Annotated in this window: 18 protein-coding genes; 4 read left to right on the top strand and 14 right to left on the bottom strand. The window is 76.6% G+C overall.

Going from position 1 to position 21295, the window contains the following annotated elements:
• Positions 1-143 precede the first annotated feature (143 nt).
• The gene (locus tag ACRYRX_RS20010; RefSeq protein WP_432514786.1) at positions 144-1079 is read right to left on the bottom strand and encodes a GlxA family transcriptional regulator; all 936 of its coding nucleotides are present in this window, start codon (positions 1077-1079) and stop codon (positions 144-146) included.
• Between the two features lie 34 nt (positions 1080-1113).
• On the opposite strand from ACRYRX_RS20010, the gene ACRYRX_RS20015 reads away from it, so the two are divergent.
• On the top strand, positions 1114-2112 hold the full coding sequence (locus ACRYRX_RS20015) for a stage II sporulation protein M (RefSeq protein ID WP_432514788.1): 999 nt from the start codon (positions 1114-1116) through the stop codon (positions 2110-2112).
• Here ACRYRX_RS20015 and ACRYRX_RS20020 read toward each other — a convergent pair.
• The 13 genes from ACRYRX_RS20020 to ACRYRX_RS20080 all read right to left on the bottom strand — a co-directional run bounded on the left by ACRYRX_RS20020 (position 2079) and on the right by ACRYRX_RS20080 (position 17196).
• Positions 2079-3476: an AAA family ATPase gene (locus tag ACRYRX_RS20020; RefSeq protein WP_432514790.1), complete on the bottom strand. Its 1398-nt coding sequence runs from the start codon at positions 3474-3476 to the stop codon at positions 2079-2081. The genes ACRYRX_RS20015 and ACRYRX_RS20020 overlap by 34 nt on opposite strands.
• A gap of 7 nt (positions 3477-3483) precedes the next feature.
• Positions 3484-4332, bottom strand: a complete 849-nt coding sequence (locus ACRYRX_RS20025) for a serine hydrolase domain-containing protein (protein WP_432514792.1) — start codon at positions 4330-4332, stop codon at positions 3484-3486.
• Positions 4317-4442: a hypothetical protein gene (locus ACRYRX_RS20030; protein ID WP_432514794.1), complete on the bottom strand. Its 126-nt coding sequence runs from the start codon at positions 4440-4442 to the stop codon at positions 4317-4319. Before ACRYRX_RS20030 ends, ACRYRX_RS20025 begins: the two co-directional genes overlap by 16 nt.
• Positions 4443-4497: 55 nt before the next feature.
• Positions 4498-4881 (bottom strand): ATP-binding protein, encoded by a 384-nt coding sequence (locus ACRYRX_RS20035; RefSeq protein WP_432514797.1) that lies wholly within the window; start codon positions 4879-4881, stop codon positions 4498-4500.
• A gap of 68 nt (positions 4882-4949) precedes the next feature.
• Positions 4950-6794 carry an ABC transporter ATP-binding protein gene (locus ACRYRX_RS20040; protein ID WP_432514799.1) on the bottom strand — a complete coding sequence of 615 codons (1845 nt, stop codon included), beginning with the start codon at positions 6792-6794 and terminating at the stop codon, positions 4950-4952.
• Positions 6791-8356, bottom strand: a complete 1566-nt coding sequence (locus ACRYRX_RS20045) for an ABC transporter transmembrane domain-containing protein (protein ID WP_432514802.1) — start codon at positions 8354-8356, stop codon at positions 6791-6793. The genes ACRYRX_RS20040 and ACRYRX_RS20045 overlap by 4 nt, the downstream gene beginning before the upstream one ends.
• Positions 8357-8420: 64 nt before the next feature.
• Positions 8421-10217 (bottom strand): ABC transporter ATP-binding protein, encoded by a 1797-nt coding sequence (locus ACRYRX_RS20050; protein WP_432514804.1) that lies wholly within the window; start codon positions 10215-10217, stop codon positions 8421-8423.
• Positions 10217-11941: an ABC transporter ATP-binding protein gene (locus ACRYRX_RS20055; RefSeq protein WP_432514807.1), complete on the bottom strand. Its 1725-nt coding sequence runs from the start codon at positions 11939-11941 to the stop codon at positions 10217-10219. Before ACRYRX_RS20055 ends, ACRYRX_RS20050 begins: the two co-directional genes overlap by 1 nt.
• Before the next feature lie 74 nt (positions 11942-12015).
• Complete coding sequence (locus ACRYRX_RS20060; protein WP_432514808.1) at positions 12016-13317, bottom strand: DUF58 domain-containing protein; 1302 nt, start codon at positions 13315-13317, stop codon at positions 12016-12018.
• Between the two features lie 9 nt (positions 13318-13326).
• Positions 13327-14304 (bottom strand): AAA family ATPase, encoded by a 978-nt coding sequence (locus ACRYRX_RS20065; RefSeq protein WP_432514810.1) that lies wholly within the window; start codon positions 14302-14304, stop codon positions 13327-13329.
• Positions 14301-15419, bottom strand: coding sequence for a DUF4350 domain-containing protein (locus tag ACRYRX_RS20070; RefSeq protein ID WP_432514812.1), 1119 nt, complete (start codon positions 15417-15419; stop codon positions 14301-14303). The genes ACRYRX_RS20065 and ACRYRX_RS20070 overlap by 4 nt, the downstream gene beginning before the upstream one ends.
• On the bottom strand, positions 15416-16066 hold the full coding sequence (locus ACRYRX_RS20075; RefSeq protein WP_432514814.1) for a DUF4129 domain-containing protein: 651 nt from the start codon (positions 16064-16066) through the stop codon (positions 15416-15418). The genes ACRYRX_RS20070 and ACRYRX_RS20075 overlap by 4 nt, the downstream gene beginning before the upstream one ends.
• A 29-nt stretch (positions 16067-16095) precedes the next feature.
• Positions 16096-17196 (bottom strand): glycerophosphoryl diester phosphodiesterase membrane domain-containing protein, encoded by a 1101-nt coding sequence (locus ACRYRX_RS20080; protein ID WP_432514815.1) that lies wholly within the window; start codon positions 17194-17196, stop codon positions 16096-16098.
• A 79-nt stretch (positions 17197-17275) separates the two neighbouring features.
• Between ACRYRX_RS20080 and mtrA the strand changes: the two genes are divergently transcribed.
• From mtrA to ACRYRX_RS20095, 3 genes are read left to right on the top strand one after another with little or no spacing between them, the layout of a single operon-like run.
• Entirely contained in the window at positions 17276-17953 is a 678-nt protein-coding gene (gene mtrA / locus ACRYRX_RS20085; RefSeq protein ID WP_432514816.1) for an MtrAB system response regulator MtrA, read from the top strand.
• A gap of 2 nt (positions 17954-17955) precedes the next feature.
• On the top strand, positions 17956-19557 hold the full coding sequence (gene mtrB, locus ACRYRX_RS20090; RefSeq protein WP_432514818.1) for an MtrAB system histidine kinase MtrB: 1602 nt from the start codon (positions 17956-17958) through the stop codon (positions 19555-19557).
• Positions 19554-21293 (top strand): LpqB family beta-propeller domain-containing protein, encoded by a 1740-nt coding sequence (locus tag ACRYRX_RS20095; RefSeq protein WP_432514820.1) that lies wholly within the window; start codon positions 19554-19556, stop codon positions 21291-21293. Before mtrB ends, ACRYRX_RS20095 begins: the two co-directional genes overlap by 4 nt.
• The last annotated feature ends 2 nt before the right edge of the window (positions 21294-21295 follow it).

The following is a 21295-nucleotide window of genomic DNA, read 5'->3' on the forward strand; positions in this document are numbered from 1 at the left end:
CCCCCCCCCCCCCGCCCCCCCCCCCCCCCCCCCCCCCCCCCCCCCCCCCCCCCCCCCCCCCCCCCCCCCCCCCCCCCCCCCCCCCCCCCCCCCCCCCCCCCCCCCCCCCCCCCCCCCCCCCCCCGTGGGGGAGGGGGGCCGGGTCAGGCCGAGAACGTGTGCCGGTACTCCGTCGGCGACGTCCCCAGGACCCGCTGGAAGTGGGTCCGCAGGTTCGCCCCCGTCCCCAGCCCCACCCGGCCGGCGATCTGCTCCACGCCCAGGTCCGAGCGCTCCAGCAGCTCGCGGGCCGCGTCGACCCGCGCCCGCAGCACCCACTGCATCGGGGTGTACCCGGTGTTCTCCACGAACCGGCGCGAGAACGTGCGCGCCGACACCCGCGCGTGCCGCGCCAGCGCCGACAGGGTCAGCGGCTCGGCCAGGTGCGCCAGCGCCCACTCCCGCGTCCCGGCGAACACCTCGCCCACGCCCTCGGGCACGCTGCGCGGGACGAACTGCGCCTGCCCGCCGCTGCGGTACGGCGCGGCCACCAGCCGCCGCGCGACGTGGTTGGCCGCACCCACCCCGTGGTCGCGGCGCACCAGGTGCAGGCACAGGTCGATCCCCGACGCCGCACCCGCCGACGTCAGCACCTGACCGGAGTCGACGAACAGGACGTTCTCGTCGACCCGCACCCGCGGGTGCCGCCGCGCCAGGTCGCGGGTGTAGTGCCAGTGCGTCGTCGCGCGCTCCCCGTCCAGCAACCCCGTCGCGGCCAGCGCGAACGCCCCCGTCGAGATGGCCGCCAGCCGGGACCCGCGCCGGTGCGCGGCCCGCAACGCGTCCACGACGGCGGCCGGCGGCTCGGTCGCGGCCGGTTCCCGGTACCCGGGGATGAAGATCGTCTGCGCCCACGCGAACGTCTCCAGCCCGGAGTCGACGTGGTACGACAACCCCTCCCCGCCGCGCACCAGCCCCGGTGCGGCCCCGCACACCCGCAGGTCGTACGGCATCGACGGGCGGTTCGAGAACACCTGCGCCGGGATCCCCACGTCCAGGGGTTTCGCCCCGTCCAGGACGAGGACCGCCACCCTGTGCACCCCCGGAAGATACCCCCGCCGATACCCTCGGGAGGTGGACGTCGACGCCTTCCGGGCCGTGCACGAGCACGAGTGGACGCGGCTGCGCCGCCTGGTCTCCCGGCGCACCCTGGACGGCGACGAGGCCGACGAGCTCGTCGTCCTCTACCAGCGCACCGCCACCCACCTGTCGGCGCTGCGCTCGGCCCAGTCCGAACCGGTGCTCCTCGACGAGCTGTCCACGCTGCTGGTCAAGGCCCGCGCCCGGCTCACCGGGTCCCGGTACACCGCGTGGCGGCAGCTGGTCCACTACGCCACCCGCGGCCTGCCCGCCGCCCTGTGGCGGCTGCGGTGGTGGACGACCGGCACCTTCGCGTTCACCACCGTCCTCGCCGTCGTCGCCGGGGTGTGGATCGCGGGGAACCCCGCCGCCCAGGCCAGCCTGTTCGGCTCCGACGAGCAGATCCGCCAGCTCGTGTACTCCGACTTCGAGGGCTACTACTCCGAGTACGGCAACGCCGCCTTCGCCGGGCGGGTCTGGACGAACAACGCCTGGGTCGCGGCCACCTGCGTGGCCCTGGGCATCGCCGGGGTCCCCGTCGTCGTCGCGCTCGCCGTCAACGGCCTCAACGTCGGCCTGCAGGGCGGTCTGCTCATCGAGCACGGCCGCGGCGAGCTGTTCTTCGGCCTCATCGCCCCGCACGGCATCCTCGAGCTCACCGCCGTGTTCGTGGCCGCCGGGGCGGGCCTGAAGCTGTTCTGGTCGTGGGTCTCGCCCGGCGCCCGCAGCCGGTCGGTGGCCCTGGCGACCGAGGGGCGGGCCATGATGGGCGTCGCCCTCGGGCTCGTGTTCGTGCTGTTCGTCTCCGGCGTCATCGAGGGTTTCGTCACCCCCTCGGGCCTGCCGACGTGGGCCCGGGTCGGCATCGGGGTCCTCGCCGGGGTCGTCTTCTGGAGCTACTGCCTGCTGCTGGGCCGCCCCGCCGCGCGCGCCGGCGAGACGGGGGACCTCGAGGAGCGCTACGCGGGGGACTCGGTGCCCACGGCGGGCTGAGAACCCAGCAGGCTGCGGGTCAGCTCCTCGGCGTCGGACAGCAGTTCGTCCAGCGCCGTGCGCACGTCGTCGTCGCGCACGTCGTGCCCCGCCTCGGCGCCCACGAGGACGGCGCGGCGCAGCAGTTCGCGCGCGAAGCTCGCCGTCACGCCCTCGGCGCGGTCGGCCGCCTCGGCCAGCACCTGCTCGCTCACCGGCAGTCCCCGGGCGTACAGCCGGAACAGGGCCAGCCGCGCCGCCCGGTCCGGCAGCGGCACGTGCACGGCGAGGTCGACCCGCCCCGGCCGCTGCGCCAGCGCCCGTTCCAGCAGGTCCGCCCGGTTCGTCGTCAGCAGGAACGCCACGTCGGCGTCCCCGTCCAGACCGTCCATCGCGTCCAGGAGCTGGAACAGCAGCGGCCGCTCCCCGGGGTCGGAGCCGCGGTCCTCCGCGACGAGGTCGCAGTCCTCGAGGACGACGATCGCCGGCTGCATCGCGCGGGCCAGGTGCGCGGCCGTCGTGACGTGGGCCAGGGCCTGACCGGCGAGCAGCACCACCGTGGTCCCCTCGGCCCGGGACACCAGGTGGCGGACCGTGAGGGTCTTGCCCGTGCCGGGCGGGCCGTACAGCAGCACCCCGCGCTTGAGGTGCTGCCCGGCGGCGGTGAGCCGGCGCGCGTGCGTCCCGACGTCCACGACGTGCCGCGCGATGCGTTCCAGCGCACCGGGCGGCAGCACGACGTCGGAGGCCTCCACCCGGGGCCGGGGCAGGAACGTGATCCCCGCGTTGTGCGGTTCGTAGGGCGACCCCGAGAACGACAGGACCTGCCCGCGCAGCACGCTGTGCTCCACCACCGCCCGGCGGACCTCGGCGAGGAACGACGCCACGACCTCCTCGTCGGGGCACACCACCTCGATCGTCCCGGGCAGGCCGAACTGCCGCTGCGCGGCCCGCTGCAGCACCGCCAGCGGGGTGCCCGCGAACCGCAGCAGCCGGACCCCGAAACCGACCGCGCGCCGGGTCGAGGCCGGACCGGTCGGCAGGTTCACCCGGTCCACCGCCCCCACGCCGAACCGGGCCCACGGGTTGGACAGCAGGTCGGCGAACCCGTGGTGGTTGCGCTGCTCGCCCCCGCCCACGCCCACCACGTCCCCGCCGCCGCCGCGCTCGGACAGCAGTTCCAGCGCGATGTCGAGGTCGACGAACTGGTGGTCGGGGACCTCCTCGCGCACCACCGGCAGACCCTTCGAGGCCGTCCCCAGGTGCGCGTCGACGACCTCGCTCAGCGGCGGGCCGGTGTCCTCGGCGTCACCGAGCCGGGACTGCACCACGTCGTCGAGGAACCGTCGGACCGCCCGGGCCAGTTCACGCGTCTCGTCGTCCACCCCGCGATCATGTCGGTCCCGCCGGGCCGCGGGCCAGCGACTTCCCGAACGCGGCCAGGTCGGCGGCCGGCCGGTCGGTCAGCAGGGCCAGGCAGGTGCCCGCGGCGGGGTCCAGGACCAGCGCCGCCCCGCCGGTGCGCCACCCGTCCCCGGCCTCCAGCGTCCCCGCCGGCAGCGCCCGGCCCAGCGCGTGGACCTCCTCGGCCGTCCCGAACAGCCCCGCGTGGCCGGCCGGGCGCCGCAGCGACCGGGCCAGCTCGTCGCCGACGACGCCGGTTCCCAGGACGGGGCCGGGCACCGGCCCGAACCGCGGGCCGTCCAGGCCCAGCGGGAGCGTCACGAACTCCTCGACGAGGGAGTCCAGCCCCTGCCCCGTGGCGTCCTCCAGGAGGTCGCCCAGCACGACGTACCCCACGTCGGAGTCGCGGACCACCTCCCCGGGGGCCGACAGCAGCGGGGAGTCCAGGACGCGCTGCAGCTTCTGCGCCGGCCGCAGGTCGTCGCGCCGCCACGCGTCGCTGCCGGCGGGCAGGCCGGAGGTGTGGGTCAGGAGCTGGCGCGGGGTGAAGCCGCGCCCGGTGGGCCGGTCCAGGTCGATCGCGCCGACCTGCGCGAGCTCGTGCGCGACCACCGCCGTGCACAGCCGCGTCAGCGGGCCCAGGTCCGCGCGGGTGCCGGGGGTGACGGGCGCGGGGTCGCCGGGGGTCACGGTCCCGGCCGCGGCGCGGTGCACCCGGCCGTCCGGTCCGGAGAACGCCGCGGTGGCGCCGCCGAACAGCCCCCGGCGCACCCCGTCGGCGAGGGCGTCGGCGAGGGCGTCGGCGAGGGCGTCGGCGAGGTTCACGGTGCGTTCCACGGGGTCGGCCGGTCGGCGTGCGCGGGGTCCAGGGCGATCCCGGCCCGCGCCCCGCCGATCCCCGGCGGCAGCCACGGCCGGGCGCGGGGGCGGTGGGGTCCGGGGGGCACCGCGCCAGGGTGTCAGGGCGGCGGTGGTCCGGCGACACCGGCGCCGCCGCCGGGGTCAGGCGGTCAGGGTGAACCAGACGGTCTTGCCCTCCGGGTGCGGCTGCACCCCCCAGGCGTCGCTGATGTAGTCGACGAGCCTCATGCCCCGCCCGTCCTCGGCGCCGGCGTCGGCTCGACGGGGGCTCGGCGCGTTCGGCTCGCCGTCGCTGACGTGGACCTGCAGGCCGCTGCTGCCGTCGCAGGCCACCCGCAGGGTGATCGGCGGGGCCGCGTGGCGCACCCCGTTGCCGACCAGTTCCGAGACGAGCAGTTCCGCGCTGTCGAGCACCGAGGCGGCGTGCGCCCGGCAGATGGCGGCCCGCAGGAAGCGGCGGGCTTCGCCGGCGGCACGCGGATCGAGGGGCAGCGTCGTCTCCACCGCCGGTGTCTGTTCACACACGGTAGCTACCTTGCCACTCTGCGTAAGAGAGTGCTGGGTCGGCGCCCGCGCGACCACCCGTCACCGCCCTACGCGTCCGCCACCCGCTCCGGCGCGTGCGCCGGCCGCGACCACGCCTCCCACAACCGGGCGTACCGCCCGCCGAGGGCGAGCAGCTCCTCGTGGGTGCCGATCTCGGCGATCAGCCCGTCGGCCATGACCGCGATCCGGTCGCAGACGGCGGCCTGGCTCAGCCGGTGCGCCACCACCAGCGCGGTCCGGCCCCGCACGACGGCGACGGCGGCCTGCTCCAGGTCGCGGGCCCCGGCGCTGCCGGCCTCGGCGGTGGCCTCGTCGAGCACGACCACGGGCGGGTCGCGCAGGACCAGCCGCGCCAGCGCGAGCTGCTGGGCGCGGGCCTGCGACAGCGGCAGCTCCCCGGGACCGACCCGGGTGCCCAGGCCCTCGGGCAGCGCGCTCACCCAGTCGTCGGCGCCCACGACGCGCAGCGCGTGGTGCACCTGCTCGTCGGTGGCGTCGGGGCGGGCCAGGGTGAGGTCCTCGCGCAGCGTGCCGGTGAACACGTGCGACTCCTGGGCGATGACCCCGATGCGCTCGCGGACCGCCTCGGCGTCCAGGTCGGCCAGCGCGACGACCCCGTGCTCACCGGTGAGCTCACCGGTCAGTTCCACGGTGCCGCCGGTGGCCGGGAACACCCCGCCCACCACGGCGGCCAGCGTCGTCTTGCCGGCCCCGCTCTCCCCGACCACGGCCAGCGAGGTGCCCGCCGGGACGTCCACGTCGATGCCGCGCAGGACCAGCGGCCCGCCGGGGGCGTCGGAGTAGGAGTGGGTGAGGCCGCGCACGACGATCCCGACGCCGCGCCGGGGCGCGCGGGCCAGGACGGCGGGGTCGGCGGGCGGGTCCGCGGGCAGGTCGACGACCCCGACGAGGCGGTTCAGCGCGGCCGCGGCCCGGGAGACCTCGTCGAAGGACAGCAGCAGCATCCCCAGCGGCCCGAACAGCCGGTGGAACAGCAGCGCGGCGGCGGTGACGGCCCCGACGGTCACGAGGTCGGCGCGGGCCAGCCAGAAGCCGGTGAACAGCAGGGCCGACAGCCCGACGGCCTCGGCGCCGTTCATGGACATCGAGAACCGCGCGAAGGTGCCCAGCGCGTTGCGCGAGGCCCGCACGGTGCGGGCCGAGGCCGTCTCGACGCGGTCGCCCTGCAGGTCGGCCATGCCGTAGGCGTGCACGGTCGAGGCCCCGTGCAGGGACTGCAGGAACACCTGCGAGCGCTGCGCGGCGACGGCCCGCTCGGTGGCGTACAGCGGCCCGGCCTTCGGCAGGTACCAGCGCAGGCTGGCCGCGTAGACGGGGAACACGACGCAGAACGCCAGCGCGAGCCGCCAGTCCAGCGCGAGGAACCCCGCGGCGGACAGCACGACGGTGACGGCGGAGGTGAGGACGTTCGCGGCGAGCTGCACCGAGGAGGTGAACAGCTCCACGTCCTCGGTGACGCGGGAGGCGACGTCCCCGGCCCCGGCCCGTTCCAGGACCCGCGGGTTCATCCGCAGCGAGCGGTCGACGACCCGTTCGCGCAGGTCGGCGGCGACGGAGGCGCCGAGCCGTTCGGCGTCACGGCGGGCCAGGGCGGTCGTGACGGCGGTGAGGACCGCCACGACGGACAGCTGCACCAGCAGCGGGGTGAGGGACTCGCGGGCGCGGACGACGTCGACGGCCCGGCCCAGCAGCAGGGGCAGCAGGACGGTCCCGGCGCTGGACAGGACCGTCGTCGCGACGGCCCGGGCCAGTTCGCCGGGGTGGGCGGCGGCGGTGCGCCACAGGACGACGGCGCTGCGCCGGCCGGGGGCGACGGGCAGGGCACCGGCCGGGGTGGGGACGGGGGCGGAGGTGGGGGTGGGGGTGCTCACCGGGCCACCGCCGCCGCGTACTCGGCCCCGAGGTCGGGGTGGTCCAGCAGCTCGGCGTGGGTGCCGCTGGCGTGCCGGCCGTCGCCGGTCAGCAGCACCACCCGGTCGCAGCGCGACAGCAGCAGCGGCGAGGACGTGACGAGCACCGTCGTGCCGGTCCCGGCGCGCAGGGCGCGGACGCCGGCCGCGACGCGGTCCTCGGTGACGGCGTCCAGCGCCGTCGTGGGGTCGCGCAGCACGAGCACCTCGCGGTCGGCGGCCAGGGCGCGCGCCAGGCCGATGCGCTGGCGCTGCCCGCCGGAGTAGTTGGTGCCGCCGTCGGCCAGCGGGGCGTCGAGGTCGGTGGGGGCGGCGGCGGCGGTCAGGGCGTCGGCCAGGGCGACCCCGCGCCCGGCCGGGACGGGCCCGGAGTCCAGGGCCTGGCCGAGGGTGTCGCCGAGCAGGTGCGTCTCGGCCGGTTCGACGAGGGTGCTGCGGGCCCCGCCGGCGGCGCGCAGGCCGGCGGTCACGGCGTCGGCGGTGGCGGTGTCGGTCGCCACGACGCCCAGGACCTCGCCCGGGGTGAGGGCCAGCGGGGCGGGCAGGGCGACCCCGGCCTCGGGGGCGCGGGGCGCCGGCGGGGCCAGCAGCGTCGCGACGCGGCGGGCGCTGGCCCGGGACACGGCGAGCTGCTGCACGCAGTGGCTGATGTTGCGCACCGGGTCGGCCAGGAAGCTGGCCATCCCGACGACGGTGACGAACTCCCCGACGTCGAGGCGGCCGCCGGCCACGAACGCGCCGGCGACCCCGGCGGTGGCGACCAGGACCGCGCCGGTGGCCAGGGTGCTGACGCCGACGACGACGGAGGTGGCCCCGGCGGCGCCGACGGCCGCGCGGCGCGAGACGGCGCTGGCCAGGTGGTAGCGGCGGACGGCCTCCGGGACGCCCCCGAACCCGCGCAGCGGGCGCAGCCCGGCGAGCAGGTCGGCGGCGACGGCGGCGGCCAGCCCCGCGCTGCGCTGGCGGTCGTGGACGCGGGCCTCCAGCTGCGGGGTCAGGGCCTGCAGGCCCAGGACCAGCACGGGGACGGCCACGAGCAGCCCGAGGCCGAGGACGACGTCGATGCGCAGCAGCACGACCGCCGCGACGACCATCCCGAAGCACCCCGAGGCCAGGAAGCTGACCAGCCCGAGGGACTCGGCGGTGTGCCGGGCGTCGGAGGTCGCGACGGACAGGGCGTCCCCGACCTGCCGGTCGCGCAGGACGGCGGGGTCGCGCAGGACCGCCCGGGTGACCGACGTCCGCAGGAAGTGCGCCTCGTCGAACGCGGCGCGGTCGATGACGACGAACGCGGCCGTCCCGGCGCTGGTGAGGACGGCGAACAGCAGCAGGACGCCCAGGACGGACAGGAGGATCGCCGTGACGTCGTCGGTGCCGATGACGCGGTCGACGACGAGGCCGATCGCGACCGGGACGAGCGCCTCGCAGGTCTGGTGGACCATCGAGGACCCGCAGCCGACGGCGACCGCGCGACGGTGCCGGCGCAGGACGTCGAGCACCGGACGGGAAGGGGGTTGGGCCACGTGAGGGGAGCCTAATCCCTCGTCGCCGTGCGGTGCAGCGGGTTTCCCCCGGGGGCGGCCGCGCTCACTCCACCTCCGCCGCGGCCCCGGCGAACTGCGCCGCGTGCAGCCGCGCGTAGGCGCCGCCGGCGGCGACCAGGTCCTCGTGCCGGCCCTGCTCCACGACCCGGCCCGACTCCATCACCAGGATGAGGTCGGCGTCGCGGATCGTGGACAGCCGGTGCGCGATGACCAGGCTGGTGCGGTCGCGCCGCAGCCGCGCCATCGCGTGCTGCACGGCGCGCTCGGTGCGGGTGTCCACCGAGCTCGTCGCCTCGTCCAGCACCAGCACCTGCGGCCGGGCCAGGTACGCCCGCGCGATCGTCACCAGCTGCTTCTCCCCGGCGCTGAGCCGGCCCGCGTCGTCGTCCACGACCGTCTGGAAACCGTCCGGCAGCGCCGCGACCACCGTGTCGACCGACGCGGCGCGCGCGGCCTCCCGGACCTCCTCGCCGGTGGCGTCGGGCCGGGAGTACGCGATGTTCTCCGCGATCGTCCCCTCGAACAGCCAGGTGTCCTGGAGCACGATCGCCGCCCGCGAGCGCAGGTCCCGCCGCGACATCGTGGCCGTGTCGACCCCGTCGAGCAGGATGCGGCCGGAGTCGACCTCGTAGTACCGCAGCAGCAGGTTCACCAGCGTCGTCTTGCCGGCGCCGGTGGGCCCCACGATCGCGACCGTGTGGCCCGGTTCGGCGGTGAACGACAGGTCCTCGATGAGCGGGGTGTCGGGCTGGTACCGGAAGGAGACGCGCTCGAACTCGATGCGGCCCGGGCCGGACGGTCCCGGCCCGCCGGCCGGGTCCGGTGACACCTCCGGGGCGTCCAGCACCTCGAACACCCGCTCGGCCGAGGCGACCCCGGACTGCAGCAGGTTCGCCATCGACCCCAGCTGCGCCAGCGGCTGGGTGAACTGCCGGGAGTACTGCACGAACGCCTGCACCCCGCCGATGGTGATGGACCCGCCGGTGACCATCGTCGCGCCCACCACGGCGATCGCGACGTACACGAGGTTCCCGATGAGCATCGTCGAGGGCATGATCGTGCCCGAGAGGAACTGCGCCCCCGAGCCGGCGGTGAACAGCTCGGCGTTCTTCGCCGCGAACCGGGCGCGCACCTCCTCGCGGCGGCCGAACGCGGTGACGACGTCGTGGCCGGTGAACGCCTCCTCGATCTGCGCGTTCAGGGCGCCGGTCTCGCGCCACTGGGCGACGAACAGCGGCTGGGAGCGCCGGGCGATGAGCGCGACGACGACGAGCGTCAGCGGGACCGAGACCAGCGCGAGCAGCGCGAGCCGCCAGTTGATCGTGAACATCATCACGACGACCCCGACGACGGTCAGGGCCGAGACGAGGGCCTGCGACACGGTCTGCTGCAGGCTCTGGGAGATGTTGTCGATGTCGTTCGTGACGCGGGACAGCAGTTCCCCGCGGGGGGTGGAGTCGACGTGCGACAGCGGCAGCCGGTGCAGCTTGTCCTCGACGTCGGCGCGCAGCCGGAACACGGTGCGCTGCACGATCCGGTTCAGCAGCAGGCCCTGCAGGAACGACCCGAGCGCGGACAGCACGCACACCCCGACGACCAGCAGGATCGTCCGGGTCAGCCCCGCGCGGTCCAGCGGCCGGTCGCCGAACGCGGCGTCGACGACGAAGTCGGTGGCCTCGCCCAGCAGCTTGGGGACCCACACGGTCAGGACGACGCTGGCGACCGCCAGCACGAACACGAGGGCCAGCCGCGCCGCGTCCGGGCCCATCCGGGACAGCAGGCGCCGGGCGGAGGGGCCGAAGCTCACCGAGGTCTGCGAGGGCATGCCGTGCATGGCCATCAGGCGGCCACCTCCACCTGGCTGGAGACGATCTCCTCGTAGGTGGGGCACGTCCGCAGCAGGTCGTCGTGCCGGCCGCGGCCGACGACCCGCCCGCCCTCCACGACGACGATCTCGTCGGCGTCGACGATGGTCGAGACCCGTTGCGCCACCACGAGGACCGCCGCGCCGGGCCGGTCGTGGGCCAGCGCCGCCCGCAGCCGGGCGTCGGTGGCGGTGTCGAGGGCGGAGAACGCGTCGTCGAAGACGAGGACGCCGGGGTCCTGCACGAGCAGCCGCGCGATGGCCAGCCGCTGCCGCTGACCGCCGGAGACGTTCGTCCCGCCCTGGGAGATCGGGGCGTCGAGCCCCTCGGGTTTCGCGGCGACGAAGTCGGCGGCCTGCGCGGTGCGCAGCGCGGCCCACAGCTCCTCGTCGGTGGCCTCGGGCCGGCCGAACCGCAGGTTCGTGGCGATCGTCCCGGAGAACAGGTACGGGCGCTGCGGGACGAGCCCGACGCGGCGGCGCAGCTCGTCCTCCGCGACCGAGCGCAGGTCCACCCCGTCGAGCAGGACGGCGCCGGAGGTGACGTCGGCGAGCCGGGTGGCGAGGTTCACGACGGTGGTCTTGCCCGAACCCGTCGAGCCGATGATCGCCGTCGTGCGGCCGGGGGCGACGGAGAACGTGACCGCGTCCAGCACGGGCCGGTCCGCGCCGGGGTAGCGGAACGACACGTCCCGGAACTCCAGCGACCCCGCACCCGTCGGCGCGACCGGCGCCTTCGGCTCGTGCACGCTGGCCGGGGTCCGCAGGACCTCCTCGATGCGGCCGGCCGAGACCGCCGCGCGCGGGCCCATCACCGCGAGGAACGTCGTCATCATGACGCCCATGAGGATCTGCACCAGGTAGGTCAGGAACGCGACGAGGGAACCGACCTGCAGCTGCCCGCTCTCGATGCGGCCCGCGCCGAACCACACGACGGCCGCGCTCGCGAGGTTCATGACGAGCGTGACGAACGGGAAGACGACGGCGAACAGCCGCCCGGTGCGGATCGCCACGTCGGTCAGCTCGGTGTTGGCCCGGGCGAAGCGGGCGCGCTCGGCGTCCTCGCGGACGAAACCGCGCACGACCCGCAACCCGGTCAGCTGCTCGCGCAGCACCCGGTTCACCACGTCGAGGCGTTCCTGCAGCTGCCCGAACAGCGGCCCGAGCCGGACCATGACCAGCGCCATCACGGCGACCAGGACGGGGACGGCGACCACGACGAGCCAGCTGAGCCAGACGTCCTCGCGCAGCGCCATGACGATGCCGCCGACGCACAGGATGGGCGCCGAGACGATCATCGTGCAGGTCATCAGGACGAGCATCTGCACCTGCTGGACGTCGTTGGTCCCGCGGGTGATGAGCGAGGGGGTGCCGAAGCGGCCCACCTCGGCGCCGGAGAGACCCAGCACGTGGTCGAAGACCGCGCCGCGGACGTCGCGGCCCAGGGCCATCGCGACGCGGGCCCCGCACCAGACGGCCGCGATGGTGGCGACCACCTGCACGAGCGTGGTGGCGAGCATCAGGGCGCCGGTGCGCCAGATGTAGCCGGTGTCGCCGGTGGCGATGCCCCGGTCGATGATGTCGGCGTTGAGGCGGGGCAGGTAGAGGGACGCGACCGTCTGCAGGACCTGCAGGACGACGACCGCCCCCAGCAGCCCGCGGTGCGGGCGCAGGTGCTCGCGCAGGAGGGTGAACAGCACGGGAGTCAGGTCTAGCAGCCGGGTGGCCCGCGTCACATCAGACTTTCGTGTCCCCGGCGAACCGGCCGGAGCCGTCAGAGCCGTCCGGCGGCCTTCAGCGCCAGGTAGCGGTCGGCGAGCGCCGGGGCGAGCCCGTCGGGGCCGGCGTGCACGACCTCCACGCCCAGCCGGGACAGCAGCCGCGCCGTGCGGTCCCGCGTCGCGGTCGCCGTCTCGGCCGCGGCGGCGGTGTAGACGGCCTCGGCGTCGGAGCGGTCCCGGGCCAGGCGGCCCAGCGCCGGGTCGTCGACCGCGGCCAGGACGACGGTGTGCCGGGTGGCGAGCTGCTCCAGGACGCCGAGGAGCCCGGAGTCCAGGACCGAGGAGTCCAGGGCGGTGAGCAGGACCACCAGCGAGCGCTGCCGGGTGGTGGTGCGGACCTCGGTGGCGACCGCGTCCCAGTCGGCCTCCACCAGGGACGGCTCCAGCGGGGCGAGGGCCTCCACCAGGGAGGGCAGCAGGTCGCCGCGGGACCCGCCGCGCACCCGGGCCCGCACCCGCCGGTCGTGCGCGACCAGGTCGACGCGGTCCCCGGCGCGCGAGGCGAGGGCGGCGGTCAGCAGCGCGGCCTCGATCTGGGCGTCGAGGCGGACGGTCGGGGTGGGCCCGTCGAGGCGGGCCGCGGAGGTGCGCGAGCAGTCCAGGACCAGCAGGACGCGCCGGTCCCGCTCGGGCCGCCAGGTCCGCACCACGACGGCCTGCCGGCGGGCGCTGGCCCGCCAGTCGATGGAGCGGACGTCGTCGCCGTCGACGTAGTCGCGCAGCGAGTCGAACTCGGTGCCCTGGCCGCGGTGCTGCACGGCGCTGCGGCCGTCGAGCTCGCGCAGCCGCGCCAGCCGCGACGGCAGGTGCTTGCGGGAGGTGAAGGGCGGCAGGACGCGCAACCGGCCCGGGACGGGCGTCGAGCGCTGCCGCGCGGCCAGGCCCAGCGGGCCCCGGGTGCGGACGGTGACGCGGTCGGCGAGCCGGTCCCCGCGGCGGGTGGGCACCAGGACGACCTCGAAGCGGCGGCGCTCGCCGGGGGGCACGTCGAGCCGGTGCCGGGTCCGCCGGGCCCCGGCGGAGGGGACCCAGGCGTCGCGCAGCAGCCCCCGCAGCGGCCGGTCCCCGGTGTTCTGCACGAGCAGCTCGGCGGTGCGCGGCTCCCCGAGCCGGACCGCCGGCAGCGGCGGCCGCGTGAGCGCCAGCCGGCGGGGCGAGGGGGCGAGCACGACGTCGAGCGCGACGAGCAGCACGCACACGGCCAGCCACACCCAGAACGCGGCCCACCCCGGCCAGGCGACGACGAGGACCAGCCCGGCCAGCGCCAGCGCGGCCGCACGTCCCGTGACGGTCACCGGGTCGTCCTAGCGGGGGACCGGGACGGACCCGAGCACCGAGTCGAGGACGGCGTCGACGCTCACGCCGTCGAGCTCGGCCTCCGGGCGCAGCTGCACGCGGTGGCGCAGGGTGGGCCGGGCCAGGGACTTCACGTCGTCGGGGGAGACGTAGTCGCGGCCCGACAGCCACGCCCAGGCGCGGGCGGTGGCCAGCAGCGACGTCGCCCCGCGCGGGGAGACGCCCAGGGCCAGGGAGGGGGAGTCGCGGGTGGCGCGGCACACGTCGACGACGTAGCCGATGACCTCGCGGGAGACCTGGACGCGGCGGACGGCGCCGGCGGCGATGGCGAGCTGCTCGGGGGTCGCCACGGCCCGCACCCCGGCCGCGGCGAGGTCGCGCGGGTCGAACCCGGTGGCGTGCCGGGCCAGCACCTCCACCTCGTCCTCGCGCGGCGGCAGCGGCAGCGTCAGCTTCAGCAGGAACCGGTCCAGCTGCGCCTCCGGCAGCGGGTAGGTGCCCTCGTACTCCACGGGGTTCTGGGTGGCGGCCACGATGAACGGGTCCGGCAGCCGGCGCGGTTCGCCCTCCACCGAGACCTGCTTCTCCTCCATGGCCTCCAGCAGGGAGGCCTGCGTCTTCGGCGGCGTCCGGTTGATCTCGTCGGCCAGCAGGATGTTCGTGAAGACGGGGCCCTCGCGGAAGGAGAACCGGGCGCTCTGCGCGTCGTAGACCAGCGAGCCCGTCACGTCGCCGGGCATGAGGTCGGGGGTGAACTGCACGCGCTTGGTGTCCAGCGCCAGCGAGGCCGACAGGCTGCGCACCAGCAGCGTCTTCGCCACGCCCGGGACGCCCTCGAGCAGGACGTGCCCGCGGCACAGGACGGCGATGACGAGGCCGGTGACGGCCGCGTCCTGGCCGACGACGGCCTTGGCGACCTCCTGACGGACCGCGCGCAGGGCCTGCCGCGCGTCCTCGACGGCTTCGGTCGAGGGGCTCTGGGTCACTGTTGGTCGACCTTCCTGGGTGAGGGGGTGCGGACGTCCCGTTCGAGGGCGTCGAGTTGCAGGGCGAGGGCCACGAGGGCGGGGTCGTCGCGGGGCGGTGCGCCGGCGAGGAGCTCGCGGACCGAGGCCGCGGGGCGGCCGGTGATCCAGGCGACCTGGTCGGCGACGTCGGAGACCCCGGCACCGGCGTCCAGGCCCGTCCCGGCGCGCAGCCGCCGCAGCGTCGCGGCCCGCAGGGCGTGCGCGGCCCGGTCGGCGGCGCGGGCGCTGGCGTACAGCCGCCCGTGCCCCTCGACGGTCTCGGCGGCGCGCACGACGACGGGCAGCGGCTCGGCGACGAGCCGGCCCAGCCGCCGCCCGCGCCACAGCAGCGCCAGGGCGGCGGCCAGGGCGACGACGGCACCGGCGGGGCCGGTCCAGCGCGGCAGGAGCGCGGTCAGCGGGACGGTCGGGGAGTCGGTGTCCAGCGGGTCCGGCAGGTACCAGACGAGGTCGCGGTGCGCACCGAGGGTGCGCAGCGCCAGGGCGGCGTTGCCGTCCTGGGCGACCCACCGGTTGGTGAGCAGCCCCGACTGGCCGACGACGGTGAGGGTGCCGCCGGGCAGCTCGTCGCGGACCCAGGAGCCGCCGTAGCAGGCGGTGGCGTCGCCGGAGGCGGCGTAGACGCTGCTGCCGGCGCGCGCCGCTCCGGCGGCGCGCGCGTCGGCGACGTCGCAGCCGGGGTCGCGCACGGCGGCGGGGGCGGTCCCGTCGGGGACGACGTCGCCGGTCAGCGCCTCCAGCGCCGCCGCGCCGGGCCGCAGCAGCACCAGGTCCGCCCCGGAGGCGGCGAGCTCGCGCAGCCGGCCGTCCGACAGCAGGTCCGGCCGGGTGACCAGGACGGTGGAGCCCGCGCCGGTGGCGTCGACGGCCGCCGACCAGGACCGCACGTGCGCGATCTCGACACCCCGGTCGGCGAGCACCCGCGCGACCGCGCGCCCGCCGCCGGGGGCGACGGACTCGGGGGAGAACTCGGCCTCGTCGCTGCGGGGGGTCAGCACCGCCACGAGCACGGCGGTGGCCAGCACGAGCGCGACGACGGCCAGGACCCCGCGGTAGCGGCGCACGAGCGTCATCCGGCGTGCTCCGCGACGGCCGGGGCCGGCGTCGGGGGGGTGCCGGGGGCGGCGGGCCGGGCGGCGGCCACCTGCCGCACGACGGCCCGCAGGTCCTCGTCGGTGGCGGCGCCGGCGGGCCGGCCGCCGTAGCGCACGTCGTCGAAGGTGCGCGCGGCCCGGTGCAGGGCGTCGGCGGCGTCGGGCAGGGCGCGGGCGCCGGAGCCGGCGATCTCGGCGGCCGTCCGGCCCGGCCGCGGGTCCAGCAGCGCCCGTTCCTCCAGCGCGCGCACCAGGCCGCGGAACCGCTCGGCGACGGCCAGGCCGTGGTCCCCGGCCGCGGCGGCGGCGTCGGCGCGGGCGAAGTGCGCCGAGGACGGTTCGGGCGCGGCGTCGAACACCGGCTCGGCCGGGGCCTGCCGGGCGCTGCGCCGCAAGGGGCCCGCCACCAGGTGGACCACCGCCAGCAGCGCCAGCAGCAGGACGACGACGACCACGACCGACGTCCAGCCCGTCCCCAGGCCCGGGACGGACACGCCCTCCAGCCGGTCCCACAGCCAGTCCCACGCCCGCGCCAGCCAGGACCCCTGCTGCTGCCGGTACTCCGGGCCCGCCAGCTCCTCGGCCAGCCAGCCGCGGGCGGTGCCCCGGTCCGGCTGGACGGGCACGCCCACCGGGACGATCAGCGGGAGGGCCGTCACCGCGTCGAGGCCCGGTGCAGTTCCACGTCCAGCCCCTCGCGGCGCATCCGCAGGTCCACGTACAGCAGCGCCGTCACCGACGCCAGGAACGGGTAGGCGACGATGCTGCCGATCATCGAGCCCAGCGTCGCGATCGACTGCTGCGCGGCCAGGGCCGCCGAGCTCGTGGGGTCGCCGAACGCGGCCGAGACCAGACCGCCCACGGCCCCGAACGGGAACGAGACGGCCGCCACCACGAAGTACACGACGACGGCGGTGAGCAGCTGGATCCCCAGCAGCCGCCAGAACGAGCGCCGGGTCAGCGCGAACGACCGCTTCAGCGCCGCGCCCACGCCCAGGCCCTCCAGGAGCATCGCGGGCGTGGCCAGCGACCACTTCACCCACAGGAAGGCGCCCCCGACGACCCAGGCCAGGACGCCCAGCAGCAGCGCCACCACCCCCACGCCCGTGACGAGGTCCGACCCGCTGAGGGCGACCAGCGCGATCCCCGGCGCCAGCGTCACCGCACCGACGGCCACCGAGGCGACCGTGATCAGCAGCGACAGCGCGACGAGCCGCAGCAACCGCGGCCGGCACAGCGCCCACAGCTCGCCGAAGCCGACGGTGCGGCCGATCACGGCGCGGCTGACGCTGACGATGAGCATCCCGTTGAGGGCCTGCACCGCGACCAGCTGCAGCACCCAGCTCAGGACCAGCAGCGGCACCGAGCGCTGCACCGTGGAGAACAGCTCGTCCAGGGAGCCGTCCCCGGCCTCGAAGCTGCTCATGACGCCGATCAGGTCGCGGGTCGTCACGAACGAGGCGACGAGCCCCACGACGGAGGTGATGACGACGACGATCGCCGACAGGCCCACCATGACCTTCGGGTTCTGCCGGAACGCGCGGAACGCGCCGTCCCAGATCTCCCCGAGCCCCAGGGGCCGCAGCGGCACGATCCCGGGCCGCGGGGCCACCGGCCGCTGCGGCGGGCCGGGGTGGCCCACCGGCCCGGCGGGGGCCTCACCCCACCCGGTGAGCGGGGCCTGCCGGGGCGCGTCCCAGCCGTCCGGGCCCTCGCCCGGACCCTCGTCCGGCCGCTGCCACTGATCGGTCCCCATGCCGCCACATCGTGCCAGAGGGGCGTCCGCGCGGCGTGGTGGTGACCACGGACCCGGTCCCACGGGGCAGGATGGCCCCATGAGGGGACGCGTCCTCGTGGTGGACGACGACACCGCGCTCGCCGAGATGCTGGGGATCGTGCTGCAGGGGGAGGGTCTGGAGACCCGCTTCTGCGCCGACGGGGACGAGGCGCTGGGCGCGTTCCGGGCCACCCGCCCGGACGTGGTGCTGCTGGACCTGATGCTGCCCGGCACCGACGGCATGGAGGTCTGCCGGCAGATCCGCGCCGAGTCCGGCGTGCCCATCGTCATGCTGACCGCCAAGAGCGACACCGTCGACGTCGTCCTGGGCCTGGAGGCCGGCGCCGACGACTACGTCGTCAAGCCCTTCAAGCCCAAGGAGCTCGTCGCCCGCGTCCGGGCCCGGCTGCGCACCGCCGGGGACCGCCCGCCGGAGACGCTGCGCATCGGCGACCTGACGATCGACGTCGCCGGGCACTCCGTCCGCCGCGACGGCCGGTCGCTGCCGCTGACGCCGCTGGAGTTCGAGCTGCTGGTCACCCTGGCCCGCAAGCCCTGGCAGGCGTTCACCCGCGAGCTCCTGCTGGAGCAGGTGTGGGGGTACCGCCACGCCGCCGACACCCGCCTGGTCAACGTCCACGTCCAGCGGTTGCGCTCGAAGATCGAGCGCGACCCCGAGCACCCCGAGATCGTCGTCACGGTCCGCGGGGTGGGGTACCGCGCCGGGCCGCTCTGACGATGCGCCGGGTCCTCGCCCGCTGGCGCGACTCCCTGCAGCTGCGCGTCGTCGTCCTCACCACCATGCTCGGGCTGGCCGTCGTCGTGGGGGTCGGCTCGTTCCTGCTCGACGGGATCGCCGACGGCCTCGTCGCCGAGCGGCAGGAGGTGGCGCTGGCCGACGCCGCGCGCAGCGCCCAGACCGCCCAGCAGCAGTTCGACGCCGCCACGACCACCAGCTCCGCCGAGGTCGACCAGCTCGCCGGGGACGTCGTGTCCTCCCTCGAGGGCGCCGGGCCCGACCGCGTGCGCGGGGTCGTCCTGCTGCGCGCGGCCGGGGCGCCGGACACCGCCGCCAGCGGCCAGGTCGTCGTGCGCGACGTCGCCTCCGAGGGCCTGCAGGCCGCCGACATCCCGATGGCGCTGCGCCGCGCCGTGGTGTCCTCCGACGTGCAGCAGCTGCAGATCGTCGACCTGCCCGACGCCTCCGGCGCCCCCTCCCTCGTCGTGGGCTCCACGGTAACGCTGCCGCGGGCCGGGGAGTACGAGCTGTACTTCGTCTACTCCCTGGCCAGCGAGGAGCAGACGGTGTCGCTGGTGCGCACCACCTTCGTCGGCGGCGGCATCGCGCTGGTGCTGCTCGTGGGGGCGGTGGCGTGGGTGGTGGCCCGCATGGTCGTCGAACCGGTCCGGGAGGCCGCCGGGACGGCCGAGCGGCTCACCGGCGGGCACCTCGACGAGCGCATGCGGGTGCGCGGCAGCGACGACCTGGCCCGGCTGGCCCGCGCGTTCAACGAGATGGCCGCCGGGATGCAGCAGCACATCGAGCAGCTGGAGGAGCTGTCCCGCGTCCAGCGCCGGTTCGTCTCCGACGTCAGCCACGAGCTGCGGACCCCGCTGACCACGATCCGGATGGCCGGGGAGGTCCTGCACGACGCCCGGGAGGGTTTCGACCCGGCCTCGGCGCGGTCGGCCGAACTGCTGCTGACCCAGCTGGAGCGGTTCGACACGCTGCTGTCGGACCTGCTGGAGATCTCCCGCTTCGACGCCGGGGCCGCCGCGCTGGAACCGGACCCGCAGGACGTGCGGGCCCTGGTGCACCGGGTCGTGGAGTTCACCTCGACCCTGGCCGACCGCCGCGGTTCGCAGGTCCTGGTGTCCGAGCCGTCCGGCCCGTGCACGGCCGAGGTCGACGCGCGCCGCATCGAGCGGGTCCTGCGCAACCTCGTCGGCAACGCGATCGAGCACGGCGAGGCCCGCCCCATCGAGATCACCGTGGTCTGCGACGAGCACGCCGTCGCCGTCGGCGTCCGCGACCACGGCGTCGGGCTCCAGGCGAGCCAGCTGCCCCGGGTGTTCGACCGGTTCTGGCGGGCCGACCCGGCCCGCGCGCGGACCACCGGCGGCAGCGGCCTCGGGCTGGCCATCGCCCTGGAGGACACCCGGCTGCACGGGGGGTGGCTGGAGGTGTGGGGCCACCCGGGCCAGGGGTGCCACTTCGTCCTGACGGTGCCCCGCACCGCGGGCCGGTCCCTGCGCAGCTCCCCGCTGCCGGTGGTCCCGGTGGGCTGGCGCGAACCGGTCGCCGCGCTGCCCCCGGGCCCGCGCCGGGACCCGGCGTGAGGACCGGCCGGGCGGCGGTGCCCGTCCTGGCCCTGGCCCTGGCGGTGGCCGGGTGCGGCGGCATCCCCCGCTCCGGTGACGTCGTCGCCGGGTCCCGCGTCGAGGCCGACCCCCGGGTGGGGCTGCTGCAGGTCATCGCCGACGGGCCGGTCCGCGGCGCCGGGCCGGTCGACGTGGTCCGCGGTTTCCTGCTGGCCGCGGCGTCCTCCGACGACGACCACGGCGTCGCGCGGGAGTTCCTCACCGCCGCGGCCGCGCAGACCTGGCGGGCGGACGCCTCCACGACCATCGTCACCGGCGCGCCCGACCTGGCCCTGGTCTCCCTCGACGGCTCCGGGGACGACGCGCAGGCCGTGGTGTCCCTGACCAGCACCACCACGGCCGTCATCGACGCCGCCGGGCACTACGTGGAGCGGGCGCCGGGGCCCCCCACGACCCGGCAGGTGCGGCTGGTCCGGGAGGACGGGCAGTGGCGGCTGGCCGACCCCGGGGACGGGATCGTCCTGACGAGCCTGGACGCCTCCCGCACCGTGCGGTCCTTCCCGGTGTACTTCGTCACGGCCGGGCCGTCGCCGCAGCTGGTCGCCGACGTCCGCTGGTTCGGCTACGACTCCTCCACCGCCACCCGGATCGTGCGGGCCCTGCTGGAGGGCCCGTCGCCGTGGCTGGCGCCCGGGGTCGTCTCCGGAGCCCCCCGCGGCACCTCGCTGCGCGTGGGCACCGTCCCGGTGGCGGCCGGCACGGCGACGGTGGACCTGTCCGACACGGCCCTGGAGGCCGACCCGGCGCAGCGCTCCACGCTGCTGGCCCAGCTGCGCGCCAGCCTCACCGGCCTGCCCGGCCTGTCCGACGTCACCGTGTCCGTCGACGGGGCCGAACTCACCCGCGACGGCTCCCGCGGCGCCGACCTGCCCCGCTCGGCCGTGCCCGCCGACGCCCGGCTCGTGGTGCTCGGGCCGGAGGGGCTGTCCCGCTGGGACCGGCAGGCGCTGCGCCCGGTCGCCGGCACCGGCCCGGGGCTGGCCAGCACCGAGGGGGCCGCCCACCCCGCCGCGGCCCCCGACGGCACGACGTACGCCGTGCTCACCGACGAGGGCCGCGTCGCGCGCGTCCAGACCGCCGGGGGACCGCTGCAACCGGCCGTCAGCGGCCGCGGGCCGCTGCTGCCGCCGGCCGTCGACCGCTTCGGCTGGTTGTGGACCGCGGCCACCGCCACCGGTCAGCCGCTCGTGGTGCCCGTCGGGGCGCCCGCCACGCCCGCCGAGGTCGTCGAGCCGCCGGCCGGCGGGTTCGGCGGGACGCTCACCGGGCTGCGCGTCTCGCGCGACGGGGCGCGGGTGCTCGTCGTCGTGCGCGGTGACGACGGATCGGGCGCGGGCGGCTGGCACGTGCGCGTCCACGGCGTCGTGCGCGACGGCGCGGGCCGGCCGCTGCGGCTGGGGGAACCCGGCGCGGACCTGGCCCCCGGCGCCGGGGAGGTCCTGGACGCGGCGTGGCTGGTGGAGGACCGGTTCGCGCTGCTGGTGCGCCGGGCCGACGGCAGCACCGTCCCGGTGCTCGCCGAGGTGTCCGGCCCCAGCGCGCCGCTGCCCGCCGTCCCCGGCGCCGTGTCGGTCGCCGGCGGCTGGAGCGACCGGGACCTCGTCGTGGGCACGGCCGACGGGAGGCTGCTGACCCGCAGCGGTGCCGACTGGATCGTCGTCGCGGACGGGCGCGACCCCAGCTACCCCGGCTGAGC

The organism is Kineococcus lubricus (genome assembly GCF_050871965.1).
Taxonomy (GTDB): domain Bacteria; phylum Actinomycetota; class Actinomycetes; order Actinomycetales; family Kineococcaceae; genus Kineococcus.

What these genes read in the sequence shown, in the direction of transcription:
- ACRYRX_RS20050 (WP_432514804.1), bottom strand. Translation starts at nt 10,217, where the DNA reads ATGGCCATGCACGGCATGCCCTCGCAGACCTCGGTGAGCTTCGGCCCC.
- ACRYRX_RS20070 (WP_432514812.1), bottom strand. Translation starts at nt 15,419, where the DNA reads ATGACGCTCGTGCGCCGCTACCGCGGGGTCCTGGCCGTCGTCGCGCTC.
- ACRYRX_RS20080 (WP_432514815.1), bottom strand. Translation starts at nt 17,196, where the DNA reads ATGGGGACCGATCAGTGGCAGCGGCCGGACGAGGGTCCGGGCGAGGGC.
- mtrA (WP_432514816.1), top strand. Translation starts at nt 17,276, where the DNA reads ATGAGGGGACGCGTCCTCGTGGTGGACGACGACACCGCGCTCGCCGAG.
- mtrB (WP_432514818.1), top strand. Translation starts at nt 17,956, where the DNA reads ATGCGCCGGGTCCTCGCCCGCTGGCGCGACTCCCTGCAGCTGCGCGTC.